Source organism: Actinomycetota bacterium, from assembly GCA_019347575.1.
In the GTDB taxonomy this organism is placed as follows: domain Bacteria; phylum Actinomycetota; class Nitriliruptoria; order Nitriliruptorales; family Nitriliruptoraceae; genus JAHWKY01.
In genome coordinates this window covers 1-12,717 of record JAHWKY010000032.1, presented here as the reverse complement: position 1 = coordinate 12,717, position 12,717 = coordinate 1, and the positions used below count along the sequence as shown (strand labels likewise).

Below are 12,717 nucleotides of genomic sequence, written 5' to 3'. Positions count from 1 at the left end.
CCCTGCCCGAAGGAGATGTGCTTCTCTTCCATCTCCGTGGATCGGTCCCTCCAAAATGCACGGGTCTGACCCAGTTCGGTTCGTAAGCGTCCCAGGAAGTGGTGGAAGTAGGGCCGGGGTCCGCGGATAGGGCGGGCCACCGTGCGACTCTCAGCGAGTTCTTTCCACGGAGCTCGAGAGGAGGCCACACGATGGCCCACCAGGATGATGCACCACCGCTGTGTGAAGTGCTCGACACCGTCGGCGGCGACGGTCTGAAGGATCTGCTGCGCGACGTGGTCCGCGATGCGCTGCAGGAGCTGATCGGGAAGTGTGGTTCGCCGGGAGCGCAGTAGTAGACGGGAATGTAACATATCGATACAGTTGTAGCAGTCTGTGACAGGAATACAGATGGCCAAGACGTCGTCAACCCCCACACGTGTCGCAGATGACGTCGCCACAACCGCGAAGGCTGTCGCGCTGGCGGAGAACCGATCCACCGCCGAGCAGATCAGCCACTGGGCGCGAATCGGCATGCAGGTCGAACGGTCGGGATCGGTCGCCAACCGTCGTGTCCTGGCCGTGGCGGCTGGTCAAGCTCAGTTCTCGTCGCTTACGGACGACGAACGTGTCGCCGCCCACGCGATGGTCGACGCGCGCATCAGTGAGCTAGCTGCCGCCCAGTCGTTCGGGGCAGCGGCTCGCGACGAGGGGCATTCGACCGTGTCGCTTGACGAGGACGGGAACCTCATCGAGATCGGAGCAGATGGCCGCCGCCGTCCACTGTGAGCCGGCTCGACGTAATCGCGGGACCGAACGGAGCCGGTAAGACGACTCTGTACGAACGAGTCCTCCGACCAGCACGGCCGGGACTGCCGTTCGTCAACGCAGATCGGATTGCCAGCGAACGGTTCCCGGGCGAAGAGCTCTCCCGGGCGCACGAAGCAGCCGAGATCGCCGACCGTACGCGCCAGGCGCTGATTGACGCCCGCATCGACTTCTGTGCAGAGACCGTGTTCTCCCACGAATCGAAGGTCGATCTTGTCACCACGGCAGTCGCGGCCGGCTACGACGTCGTTCTGCACGCGGTACTGATTCCACTTCGTCTGTCCAGGCCACGCGTCGCCAAGCGCGTCGCCGCCGGCGGACACGACGTGCCAGAGGAGAAACTCGCTAGCCGCTACAACCGGCTCTGGCCCCTGATCGCCGAGGCGACGCCGCACTGTCACCGGGCGGTGTTCTGGAACAACGCTCCCGACAATGGTCCGTTCGAGGTTGGGTCGTACCGCTTCGGGGTCCCCGACTATCCACCACGCTGGCTGGACTGGACACCGGAACCACTGCTGGAGCTCTAACCGCAGCACCCACGGCTGGAGAGGGCCGCTTACTGAGTACGCAAGCCGCCGACCCCCGGCGACGCCGACCCTACCGAAGGTACACGCGGTGACCGCGATCGACCCGAGGCGGATCTACTCGCCGCAAGAGGCAGCCGAGATCCGCGGGTAACGGCATCGGCGCCCTCGACCCGGCGATCTGGGACGCGGCGGTGCCGCTGGTGCATTCCGTCGTGCACGCCTCCGCTGACGAGATCGGTCTGTGCTCTGCCGATGCTCACCGCATGGGCCCACCGGTCAGTTCCGAATGGGTCGAAGCCTGAGCGTTCCCGTCGAAGCGGACGTGGCTCCCTACAGAGGGCGGTAGCGGAGGTGTACGACGCCGTTGCTGAATCGGCGCTCGCCGAGGAGCGCGAGTTCGGCGCGCGTGTCGGTCGGCAGCGCTGGCTTGCCCCCACCGAGGACGACGGGCCAGATGAACAGGTGGCACTCGTCAACCAGCCCGGCCTTGAAAGCCTGTGCCGCGAGGTTCGGACCTCCCACGATGAGATCGCTTCTGGCCGCGGCTTTCAGGTCGTGCACCGCGCCGGGGTCGAAGTAGCGTTCGAGCCGGGTGTTGGCGGTTGACACCGCGGCCAGGGTCGTGGAGTAGACGACTTTGTCCGCCGCCTGCCAGACGTTCGCGAAGTCGCTCATGAGCTCCGACTGCGCGGCCAGGGCGGCGTCGGTTTCCCAGACGGCCATCGTGTCGTACATGCGCCGCCCGTAGAGGTAGGTATTCGCCGACCGCATGAGGTCGGTGATGAACGCGAACACGTCGTCGTCCGGTGTGGCCCAGTCGAAGGCGCCGCGTTCGTCCTCGGTACAGCCGTCGAGGGACACGTTCGACGCGTAGATCAGCTTGGACAATTGCCGCTCCTACATCGCCGCCGACGCATCTCGACGACCTTGTTGTCCGACAGTAGTGGGCGGGGCTGCGCGAGGTCGATGGTGAGGGGGAGCGCGACACGTCAGGGTCGAGCCTAACGCCTTCACGCTGCTGATCCTCCTCAGTGATGAAGACGGCGCTGGGTGGACCACTTCTCCGTCGACCGTGAGACCCGAATCTGGGCGGCAGGCGGGGGCCCCCACCAGAGCGACGCGGCGAGCGATGCCTACGACCAGTTGTACGACTCAGCCGAGGGGACCTGACGCCGGCAGGTGCATCGCCGCGGTTGGGGTCGGGTGGACCAGGTGGCCCGAGCAGCGCCTAATGCGCACCGTTCCCAGGCTCGGCCTGCCCCCGTCATCGGCGACGTCCGGCGCCACTAGGTTGGCGCCATGGGATCACGGTCGCAGCACATCAGCGTCGACATCGACCGACCTGCGACCGATGTCTATGACTTCGTCGCAGATCCGTTCAACCTGCCCCAGTGGGCGGCCGGGCTCGCCGGCGCAGAGGTCGAGTACGACGGCGAGCAATGGTCCACGGAGTCGCCGATGGGGCGCGTCCGGTTCTGGTTCGTGCCGCGCAACGAATTCGGCGTCCTCGACCACGACGTCACCCTTCCGTCCGGGGAGACGGTGCACAACCCGCTCCGGGTCATAAGGGATGGTGACGGGTGCGAGGTTGTCTTCACCCTCCGCCAGCGCCCGGGGATGACCGACGAGGAGTTCGACCGCGACGCCGAAGCCGTGGCCCGCGACCTTGCCGCCTGGAAGTCCCGGCTCGAGGCACCGTAATGCGTGTCGCGATGGGATGATCTTCAGCTGCCCGACGCCGATGCGACCTGGAACACGCTTCAGGAAGGGGTGCCGGCCCATCACCGTGGTTCTCTGGTCGTGCCCGTTGCCCACACTCTGAGTGAAACTGGCAGCCGACGCCCCGTCCGCAACGCTTCGTGAGTGGACGTCAGCGAGCGATGCGCTCGAAGATCAGGTCGAAGTCCTTGCGCCAGGTAGCGCCTGCATCCTCGGAAGCGTCCCACTGCCCGTGGATCCGACCGTTCGTGACGGTGGCGACGAAACGCTGGTGGAAGTCGGGATCCTCGCGGAGGAGGGTCCACTCGCCATTGCCGAAGCTCATCTGAAAGACGCGCGATGTGGGTCGCGGGTCGTGGTACAGCGCGATGAGCTGCTCGTGGGCGTCGCTGCGGCCGAACACGAAGTGCCACACGTGCTCGCCTTGCATCTCAGCTTCGAGCTCGATGAACGCGTCACCGATCCAACGAACGACCGCGTGGCCGTTCTGACGGACATCTCTGGATTCGAGGAACCACGCGTCGGTCAAGGTGAGCGACCATTCACCGACGAGCACGTCGAGGGTTTCTAGGGCGGTGTTGCGCATGGCTTCCTCCTTGCCTGGCGGGGCCACACTCTCCGATGTCGGACGGTTGCCTGGTCGCGGTAAGCGTCCTCATTGTCTGCAAGCACGGCCTCGATCTCGCGTCGGCTGATGCTGCGCCGGACCATGTTGTCGGCGAGCGCTGGGTTGTCCAGACGTCGTTCACGCGGCCGGAAGCGGGTCGCCGATGTCGAACTCTGGCGCTGATGGACTCTCGGTCGTTCGTGGCGATCATCATGCCTCGACGCTGGGACATCAACCTTGAAGCACACCCGCGAACGGTCCGACGCTGGCTCGACGGCGTGACCGGTAGCGCCGTCGAGGAGGTCGATCCGTCGGACATGTTCTGCCTGGGGCGGCGCGCCACCGCAAGCGCGGGGCGAACGACGCTACCCGGACCTTCACCACACTGGCCGCAGCTGAGATCGTCGAGCTCGGGGCATGAGGTCCGGTCGTCCCCCATCGGTTACGGCGACGGCTCGGGAGGTCAATAGGCCAAGGCCGTACGCGCGAACACGGGATTTCCCCGGCCCAAGGCGGCCGCTCGGTCAGCAAAGCCCGGCACGGGAACGCTTCCGTATCGACGGCGCCGGACCTGGTCAGCCTTCCGCTACTCGGTGCTAGGGACTCCGTCGAAACAGCTGCACATCAGTGGAGTACGGCAGAGCGACGGATCCACCCCGCCGTGTTGCCAGGTCGCGGACACTCCGCTCGACTCCTTGCCGTTGTTGGTCCGCCAGCGCAGCGATGAAACTCGTTGACATCACGCGGTCTACGAGTCCGTCCTCGTTGAGCCGTTGGACGTTCGAGAAGCTTCGCTCGTGGGCAGCTTCGAACAGCGGGCTGGCCAGGAGCGGTTCACTCCAAGTCTCCGTCTTGTGATGGCTGGGGGTCGCACCCCGATGGGGATCAACGATCCCGCTAACGTCCTCGTGGATCGGTTCGTTCAGCAGTCGCCGGTTCCACACCAGGGCAAGTGATCCGCCAGGTCGCAGCACCCGGTGAATCTCCGCCAGCGCAGCGGGCACATCGAACCAGTGAAACGCCTGACCGACGGTGATGACGTCGGCGTGTCCAGCTGCTAGCGGAATGTTCTCGGCTGTGCCATCGAGTACCTCTGCGGACGGGACGAGACCAGCCAGGACATGTCGCATGCCCTCGACCGGCTCCACGGCGATGACCTGGGCACCGGAAGCGACCAACAGCCGGGTGAGCTTGCCGGTGCCGGCTGCGACATCTACAACCACCGAGCCGTCGGTCAGCTTGGCCCGCTGAACGAGCCATTGGATCGCCGAATCGGGATATGAAGGACGACCTCGCTCATAGGCGAGCGCTGCCCTGTCGAAGCCCGATGCCGCAGCCTGGTGAACCACGCTGATCCCTGGCGCGAGAGAACGAGCCAGACGATAGTGCGCTGTCGCCGGCCTCAGAACTCGCTGGTGTCGCCCATCCCCGTGATGCCGACGCGCCGGCGCCCCGACGGCTTGAGAGCTGCAGGTAAGCGCCGCCATATCGCGACCGGCAGCCGTGGTTGTGATCGGGTCGGCCAGGTCACCCGTGCAGCGCATAACGCCCGCCGCGTGGCGGCGTCGGCGGCGTACGGAAGCGGCGGTTCCCCGCCAGTTCGGGTCAGACGCGTGCACGGCCACGACCTCGCCGGCGACTTTCACGCACGCCACCGATAGAGCCCCGTCAGCTGCCGTTGCGATAGCCACGAAGGAACCAGCGCACGGCCCCGCCGACGACACCGACGATTGCGATACCCACGAGAACCGCGCCGAGCAGGTCCAGAGCCTGCCCGAGGAGCGACTGGTCCGAGAATCCCATGCTCGACGTCTCGAAGAACGCGAAGATCAAGCCGAGCACGAGTCCCTGCCAGAACATCCCGTCGGACCACACGGGCCGATCGAAGACCCAGAAGTGCCGCGCCGTCTCAGTGTGCGAGGTTGCTTGCCGCACTCGGCTCCCTCTCGCGTGCTCCAACGTCGAGTAGAAGTCTACGGTCCACCACCCCAATCAGAATGGCTGTTCGAGCGCGGCCACGCACTGACAGCGGCGTCAGTTCGGCTTGAGGTTGCTCACGGTACTGAGCCGTCGTCGGAGGAGGCCATTGGAGATCGTGCCGGCGTTGAGGATGAGGTCGACCAGGACGGTGATGGTGTCGAGGGTGTCGAACAGTGCTGGGTCGTCAGTGCCGCTGACGGAGTCGAGGAGTTCGATGCCGATGAAGCCGGCGGAGACGGCGCGCGCGACCTGGTGGGTATCGAGAAGCCCGTCCAGCGCGGTTCCGGACAGGATCCGTTCGAGGGTGCTGGTGACCTCTGATGCGAGCAGATCGAAATTGTCATGCAGGATGGTGGCGAGCTCGGGATGAGCGCGGCTACCGGCGAGCAGCTGGGCGAGCACGGCGAGGTTGCCGCTGGCGTGTTCCTCTCGGTGCAGACCGCGAGCGACGACTGCCAGTTCGGTGAGCGTGCCGACGGGTGCGAGCCGTTGACGGTAGGTGGCGGCACGCTCGGCGGTGAGTGTGCGCGAGACCTCAGCGAGCAGGCTCGTAAGGCTGTCGAAGTGGTAGTAGATCAGGGCGGGATTCACGCCAGCACGGGTGCCGATGGTCCGGGCCGAGGTGGCCGCCATCCCGTCCTGGGCCAGCGTGGCCCGCGCGGCTTCCACCAGCTTGGCCCGGGTTTCCTCTGCCATGCGCTCTCTCCACCGGTTTGAACGTCCGTTCAAGTGTAGCTATGCTTGTCCTTGAACGGTCGTTCAACCCATGGAAGCTGCGATGTCCCACCACCAGCCGAGCCGACGTCCGGTCGGGTCCCCTCACGTCGAGGTGGCACGACCGGTGATGCTGCACGAGTGGCGGGAGGTGACCTTCCTGCACTGGCCGTATCCCCCGGAGGTGGTCCAGCGCCTGCTGCCGCCGGAGCTGGAGCTGGACACGCACGAGGGGCAGGCGTGGGTGGGACTGGTGCCGTTCGTGCTGTCGGTGTGGACCCGATCGGGCGCGGTCGGTGCCCGCTTCCCCGAGACCAACGTCCGAACCTACGTGCGAGGACCTGACGGGGTACCGGGCGTGTGGTTTCTGTCGCTGGACGCGGCACGCACGGATGCGGTGATCACCGCACGGGCGACACACCGCCTGCCCTACATGCGTGCCCGCATGCACACCGACGTCGACGGACCGATGGTCCGCTACCGCGGTGCCCGACGCTGGCCGCATCAACCCGCCCGGATGCAGGCGACCGTCCGCGTTGGCCCCGCGATCCCACCCCAGCACATCACCGACCTCGAGGACTTCCTCACCGCGCGGTTCTGCCTGTACAGCCTGCGGGGCGGGACACTGCTGCGGGCTTGGGCAGCACACCAGCCGTGGCCGCTGCACCGGGCCGAGCTGATAGCCCTGGAGCAGAGCTTGGTTCGCGCCGTCGGGCTTGCTGACCCCGCCGGTGCACCACTCGTCCACTTCTCGCCCGGGGTGACCGTGCGAGTCGGTCCTCTCAAGGCGGTAGCTACCCTCGAGACGACCGGAGCGGCGGCGTGAACCTGCTGGCCCGCGTGAGCGGTGCACGTCATGTTGCAGGCTGCGCCGTTCTACTGCTGGGTGTGCTCGTTGGAGTGGGAGGATGCAGCGGGGATACTGCTCAGCACGACGCTGGCTGGGGCCCCGGCTACGAGACGTTCGACGCCGCGCGAGTGGAAGGCCAAGATGCGGCCATCTCCATCAGCTTCAGCGGCTGCAGCGAGAACGCCCCCGTCGAGGTCCGCGAGACACGCACCCACGTGGTCGTGACGGTTCCCGAATCGGGACCCTGCGCCTGGTGGCATGAACGCATCGTCCCGTTGGACGCTCCTCTCGGAGACCGCATCGTGGTGGACGGCGGACGCGGCGATGAGCGAGTACCGCTGCGGTGAAGGAGGTGGCGGGGTGCCCCGTGGTTCCCGTTCTGCGGACAACGAACACCTGCTGATATCACGCGTCATTTCCGCGCAGCAGGGCGCTGTCCATCAGCGGATATCGCGTGGGCTGCGGCGCTGAGGCACAGTGGCGGACATGACTCGACTCCCGCCCCCGACTCGCGCCGAGATCGAACGGCGCTTCGTTGCCGTGCTTGACGGCAGTCTCAGCCGCAGCGATGCCGACCGATGGGCAGCGCAATGGGGGTTGGCCGACGACGGGGACATCGACGAGGCCCCGGTCAAGCGAGCGCTGGACCGCCTGGTCGGCATCGACAGTACTGACGGACCGGATGGCTCAATGCTCTACCCGGACGAGCAGATCCGAGAGTGGCTGCAAGAGTCCCGTACCGAGTGCGCCTCAACCGGAGGCATACCGGATGCCGAGACGGTGACGCTGTGGCGTCCCACGGGTCCCGAGGAACTCGAACTGCTGGCGGATTCGGGGTGGCGGCGCTGGCCGCCGCGGTTGCCCGGCCAGCCGATCTTCTACCCCGTCCTCAACGAGCAGTACGCGACCCAGATCGTTCGCGACTGGAACGCGAAAGCCTCTGGTGTCGGGTACGTCACACGGTTCGAGGTTCGTCGGGAGTTCATCGAACGCTATGAGCCCCAGCAGGTCGGTGGCCGCGAGCACCGTGAGTTATGGGTCCCGGCCGAGGACCTCGAGGAACTCAACGACAACATCGTCGGTCAGATCGAGGTGATCGCAACCTTCAAGCGAGAGGACGGCTGATATCGCCCGTGGTGCACCCCAATCGAGGTCGACGAGAAGCGGCGGGATACGAGCTGGTCAACCTGGCGGGTCCGGCCCCTTGAGCAGGCATCGTCCGCACGCTCGGTTCCGGCATCCTTTCACCGCTCAGGTCAGGGCAGCGCCACATGGCCGACTGGTCATCGGCTGACGATTCCGAGCACGGTGGGCGCTCGGGGCGCCGGGTCGCCTACGCGCGCGTCTGCGGGGCCCACAACGGAGCTACACGACGGCGGGGCCGGGTCGTTGCTGCAACTTGGTACGCATGACTCGGCCGAGCCCGATGAACCAGATCGCGAGGAGATAGTCGGTCGGCGGAGGGAAGGTGACGCCCCAGATCTCTGGATAGAAGTCCGGGCCCACCAGGACGAATGTGGCGATGCCAGCAGCGACCAGGAGCGGAGCGCCGAGACCAAGAAGCAGGAAACCCTTCCCGCCCTGTCGTCGCAGCGCCAGGGTCAGGGCCACGACCCCGACCAGCAGTACAGCCCCGCCGCCCCACACCACCACCTCGACATCTTCGCTCGCTCGGCCGTCGTTGACGGTCAGGTCGATGGCTCGCACCGCGGCTGCGTACGTGAAGGCAGCCGACCCTCCGGCGAGCATGAGGGCACCGATCCGTACAGTGGCCCAACCTCGCAGCGCGACGACGAGTATGACCGCCGCGACCAATCCGAGCGCGCCACCCGCAACGAGGATCATGTAGTGGCCGACCAGGACGACCTGCAGTCCCGGGTCCATGACAACCGCGTTCCCCGGATTGGCATCCAGACTGAACAGCTCCGGCCAAGGGATCACCGAGAGCAACCCCAAGACTCCGGCGACGCCTGCTCCGACGGCCGCCCCACCTCCGGTTGCAAGCCATGCTCTCCTTGGGCTGTCGGCCGCACGTACAGATCCCACCCCGGTTCTCCTCTGCCGCGAAGCACCATCCCGCAGTTTCCCCATTCTGCCGCGGATCATCCGCCACCACGGTCGCAGAGACCCGCCAGCACACCGAGGGACGAACGCCCAGTCCCGGACCCTAGGCAAGGACGTGCCGTTGGGCTTGGCGCTTGAGCCCGGACCATGCTTTGTGAATAACTCTCCTGGCATGATCTCCCCCACTGCATTGGACGTAGGAGTTGCCGGACGACGGTCCGGGCCGCAGAGCCACATGTTGTCGTCCGCATGGGCTGACCCCGCGAGAACCTGACTCCGACGGGCCGTGTACGCCACATCCGGTGGGGCTACTTGCCCGCGGCGTGGCTGGCTCGCAGCATCGAGATGCACGTGCCGAACCGTTCGACACCCATCCGTCGGCCCGGCGACCACCACATCGTTGTCGAGGTAGCAGCAACGGGCGCCCCACACATCCACGATCTCGAGCGTGCGGATGGACGTGCTATATCGCGTGACCCGATCGTTCCGAGCGACCCGATCAGATCGATCGGCGGATACGAGTAGTCTTCTCGGATCGTCTCGGTGCGCGATCATGACTGCTCTCGACCCGCACGGGAACCGTGGATATGCGCGTGAGACCTGCTGTGACGGACGCGCATGGCGGACTACGGCGGAGGCCCCGAGGACGACCTCGATACGGAATCTCGTGGACTGCATCCCGCGCTCGCTCCCGAGCCTTTCGGGCTCCCTGCGGCATCCACCGTCCTCACCGTGATGACCGTCGGCACCGTTCTGTGGTGCACCCCATCGCCGTCCAGGCGGTCAGCCAGCGGCGGTGCGCTCCAGGATGATCCGACCGACCAGTGCCGGGTCGTCGAACATCGGTACGTGTCCGACATCGTCGAGCACGATCACGTCGGCCTGGGGCAGCAGTGACCGCGCGATGGGCAGGTGTACGTCGATCGGGAAGATTCGATCCTGGGCCGACCACACCAGCGTGATCGGCACGTCCAGGTTATGCGCCGAGCCCATGGCTTCGCCGAACGTGGTCATGTCGTCTGCCATCTCGCAGCCAATCACGTCGTCGGCGATCTCGAGGAACTCGGCCGGGGTCACGCGGTCGCCGTGGACCGCGTTCGCGGACAGCCCCATTCGGCGGAAGTCCGGATCATTGACATTCGTGTCGAGAAGGTCGCGCCCCTTCCGGGTCGCCTGAACGATCCTCGCCAGCAGCGCCACCGCGGACGCTCGTTCCTGCGGGCCCCAGCATCCGGCCGGAGAGAACAGTGTGAGGCTGCGGGCGCGGCCTCGCCGCGCGAGCCCGACCCCGACCCAGCCGCCAAGCGAGTTGCCTGCGACGTGGACCGCCTCCAGTCCGAGTGCATCGAGGTGCTGCTCGACGTCGTCAAGCAGGTCGTCCTCGACAACCGGACGGCGGGTCACCGGCGTGCCACCGCGGTGCCCGAGCATCGTCAGCGCCACGGTGTCGCGATGGGGGCTGAGGTGGTCCACCACGTGCCGCCAGCACCGCTCGCTCGACAGCACGCCGTGCAGGAGCACGACCGGCTCACCGCGGCCGGCCCGGATCATGCGGCGACCTTCGTCGAAAGTGCCAATGACCGTACCACCAGGCCCAGGACGGCGTCAGCCAGGCCAGGGGCGTCTCGTCCACCGATGCGACAGTGCAGGTGTGGGGAGGCAGATGAGGATTGGGACCTGGAACCGATGCGCGGTGGGATGCTCGCCATCGCCGTCTCGTGGTCGAGCAGGACTGCGACGTCTTGCTCCTCACCAGGTAAGAACCCTGTTCTCACTCCAGGAGTTGCGGCGCCGCGACGACTGGCCGCATGAGTCTACGTCAGCGTTGGCTGCTGTCTTCACGCGCGATGCGAGACCCCCCGAGCCGGACCGGGGACTGCGGCCGTCGGAACGCTGATGGGCTGACGATCTGGAGTTCGGTTCTTCGCTGGCTCGCGTCTGGCGCCCAGGATCCGCGGAACGGCGCGTCCCACGACGACCGCGTGTCGGCGGCGATCCGGTCGCTCCGCACCTGCGCACCCGCAGGGAGCCTTCTCTGGGGTGGAGACTGGAACCACTCACTGGACAGTCGCGTCATCGGAAGCCGAAGAGGCCGCAACGCCATCATCGAACTGGCCGACTCATTGGTTCTGCAGGTCCCGACTACCTGCCTTCCGCATCAGCGCGGCACCGGGCGAAGCATCGATCACATCGCCGTTCCCGCCTCGTGGGAGATCCGAGATTGCTGGAACGTTCCCACCTTCGCCAAGAGCACGAACTTGTCGGACCACGATCTCTACGTCGTGGAAGTTGAGCAGCGATAGCCGTGGTTGTCGCGCGCGTCATGGCCCCCGGTGAACCGATCGATAACGCACACCCGATCCTGACCTCGGGCGGCATCGAAGAGCGGCGGCTCCCGTCCGGTATCCGACGCTGTAGCGACGAAGCGCCATATGCGCATGACCATGCGGGTGATACCGGCGCTCGGCCGCTCATTCTGTGACGAGGCCGCACAATCCCGTTGGTTCTGGGCGCCGGCAATTAGAAGGGTGTTGTTGGATAACTACACAGTGGTAGTTCAAGTCTGGTCGTGTCCGCTGTCGGTGGGGGCTTGTTCGTGTAGGAAGCGGGCACGTTCGGCTGGTGTGAGTTGTCGTGTGATGCGGTCGCGGGCGAGTTCGAGCATGCGTTGGATGGGATGGCAGACGTCGCAGGGGTACAGGCGGATCGCACCGTCGGTGCCGCCGACGGCTATCCGCTGTCCGTCGGGGGTGAACGCGACGGAGAACGAGCCTGCGCCGGGAAACCGGGCGAGTTGACGTTGGGTGGCAAGGTCCCAGATACCGGATCCGGATTCGGATGCGGTGATGAGCATGCGCCCGTCGTCGCTGAACGCGACGTCGCGTGTGGCACCTCGGTGCGGCAGCTCTGCTACCAGCTGTTCGGAGGGCAGTTCGTAGACGCGGACGGTCGATCCGGTTGCGATCGCCACCCGTGCGCCGTCGGGACTGAAGCGGAAGTTGCCGACCGACAGGGCCTCTTGGGCGGGCAGGACGTGGCGCTGCTGGCCGGTGGCCGCGTCCAGGACCAGCGTCATTGCCGCCGCGCGCTTGTTCCCGGTGCGCAGCACGTTGGTCGCGCCGATGTTGCCGCTGCCCTCGCCCTGGATGTCGATCCCCCGCCGGCGGGCGAGGATGTGCCCGTAGGGCACCGAGCCCGACAGGTAGCCAGCGAGCACGATCAGCCACACCACGGCCTGGCTCTATCACCGGATCGCCCAGCGCAAGGAAGGAACAAGGAAGCCAAGGGGGGAGGATGAACGGTGCTGGGCGCCCCGGCGGTCTCGGCGTGGGCGCACCAGAGACCGCCGGTGGCCGCCTCACAGCGAACATCGTGCCGGCCCCGATCGACCGCTCGTCAACCACTTACGCCGACAAACAGACAACCTGGTTGCCGCTCCGCCACCGAAG

Annotated in this window: 15 protein-coding genes; 7 read left to right on the top strand and 8 right to left on the bottom strand. The window is 66.5% G+C overall.

All coding sequences use genetic code 11. From position 1 onward, the window contains the following. Positions 1-191 precede the first annotated feature (191 nt). From KY469_17855 to KY469_17845, 3 genes are read left to right on the top strand one after another with little or no spacing between them, the layout of a single operon-like run. Entirely contained in the window at positions 192-335 is a 144-nt protein-coding gene (locus KY469_17855) for a hypothetical protein (protein ID MBW3664963.1), read from the top strand. A gap of 55 nt (positions 336-390) precedes the next feature. Beyond that, positions 391-768 (top strand): ParD-like family protein, encoded by a 378-nt coding sequence (locus KY469_17850; protein ID MBW3664962.1) that lies wholly within the window; start codon positions 391-393, stop codon positions 766-768. Beyond that, positions 765-1,334 (top strand): zeta toxin family protein, encoded by a 570-nt coding sequence (locus KY469_17845; protein ID MBW3664961.1) that lies wholly within the window; start codon positions 765-767, stop codon positions 1,332-1,334. Before KY469_17850 ends, KY469_17845 begins: the two co-directional genes overlap by 4 nt. 330 nt (positions 1,335-1,664) lie before the next feature. On the opposite strand, the gene KY469_17840 is transcribed toward KY469_17845, so the two are convergent. Continuing rightward, positions 1,665-2,222, bottom strand: a complete 558-nt coding sequence (locus KY469_17840; protein MBW3664960.1) for a dihydrofolate reductase family protein — start codon at positions 2,220-2,222, stop codon at positions 1,665-1,667. A 411-nt stretch (positions 2,223-2,633) separates the two neighbouring features. Here KY469_17840 and KY469_17835 point away from each other — a divergent pair, with 411 nt between their 5' ends. Continuing rightward, positions 2,634-3,035: an SRPBCC family protein gene (locus KY469_17835; protein ID MBW3664959.1), complete on the top strand. Its 402-nt coding sequence runs from the start codon at positions 2,634-2,636 to the stop codon at positions 3,033-3,035. Positions 3,036-3,204: 169 nt separating this feature from the next. Here the strand turns inward: KY469_17835 and KY469_17830 are convergent, their stop codons facing one another. The 4 genes from KY469_17830 to KY469_17815 all read right to left on the bottom strand — a co-directional run bounded on the left by KY469_17830 (position 3,205) and on the right by KY469_17815 (position 6,336). Beyond that, positions 3,205-3,639, bottom strand: coding sequence for a hypothetical protein (locus tag KY469_17830; protein ID MBW3664958.1), 435 nt, complete (start codon positions 3,637-3,639; stop codon positions 3,205-3,207). A 617-nt stretch (positions 3,640-4,256) separates the two neighbouring features. Further along, entirely contained in the window at positions 4,257-5,009 is a 753-nt protein-coding gene (locus KY469_17825; GenBank protein ID MBW3664957.1) for a methyltransferase domain-containing protein, read from the bottom strand. A 319-nt stretch (positions 5,010-5,328) separates the two neighbouring features. Beyond that, positions 5,329-5,595, bottom strand: a complete 267-nt coding sequence (locus tag KY469_17820; protein ID MBW3664956.1) for a hypothetical protein — start codon at positions 5,593-5,595, stop codon at positions 5,329-5,331. 99 nt (positions 5,596-5,694) lie between these two features. Next, on the bottom strand, positions 5,695-6,336 hold the full coding sequence (locus KY469_17815) for a TetR/AcrR family transcriptional regulator (protein MBW3664955.1): 642 nt from the start codon (positions 6,334-6,336) through the stop codon (positions 5,695-5,697). A gap of 82 nt (positions 6,337-6,418) precedes the next feature. Between KY469_17815 and KY469_17810 the strand changes: the two genes are divergently transcribed. The 3 genes from KY469_17810 to KY469_17800 all read left to right on the top strand — a co-directional run bounded on the left by KY469_17810 (position 6,419) and on the right by KY469_17800 (position 8,329). Beyond that, on the top strand, positions 6,419-7,180 hold the full coding sequence (locus KY469_17810) for a DUF2071 domain-containing protein (protein ID MBW3664954.1): 762 nt from the start codon (positions 6,419-6,421) through the stop codon (positions 7,178-7,180). After that, the gene (locus tag KY469_17805; protein MBW3664953.1) at positions 7,177-7,551 is read left to right on the top strand and encodes a hypothetical protein; all 375 of its coding nucleotides are present in this window, start codon (positions 7,177-7,179) and stop codon (positions 7,549-7,551) included. Before KY469_17810 ends, KY469_17805 begins: the two co-directional genes overlap by 4 nt. 415 nt (positions 7,552-7,966) lie before the next feature. Next, positions 7,967-8,329, top strand: a complete 363-nt coding sequence (locus KY469_17800) for a hypothetical protein (GenBank protein ID MBW3664952.1) — start codon at positions 7,967-7,969, stop codon at positions 8,327-8,329. Between the two features lie 240 nt (positions 8,330-8,569). Here the strand turns inward: KY469_17800 and KY469_17795 are convergent, their stop codons facing one another. The 3 genes from KY469_17795 to KY469_17785 form a co-directional block, all read right to left on the bottom strand. Further along, entirely contained in the window at positions 8,570-9,088 is a 519-nt protein-coding gene (locus tag KY469_17795) for a hypothetical protein (GenBank protein MBW3664951.1), read from the bottom strand. A gap of 963 nt (positions 9,089-10,051) precedes the next feature. Continuing rightward, a complete protein-coding gene (locus KY469_17790; protein MBW3664950.1) occupies positions 10,052-10,774 on the bottom strand; it encodes an alpha/beta fold hydrolase in 723 nt (240 codons plus the stop codon). 1,051 nt (positions 10,775-11,825) lie between these two features. After that, a complete protein-coding gene (locus KY469_17785; protein ID MBW3664949.1) occupies positions 11,826-12,500 on the bottom strand; it encodes a glycerol-3-phosphate acyltransferase in 675 nt (224 codons plus the stop codon). Positions 12,501-12,717 lie beyond the last annotated feature (217 nt).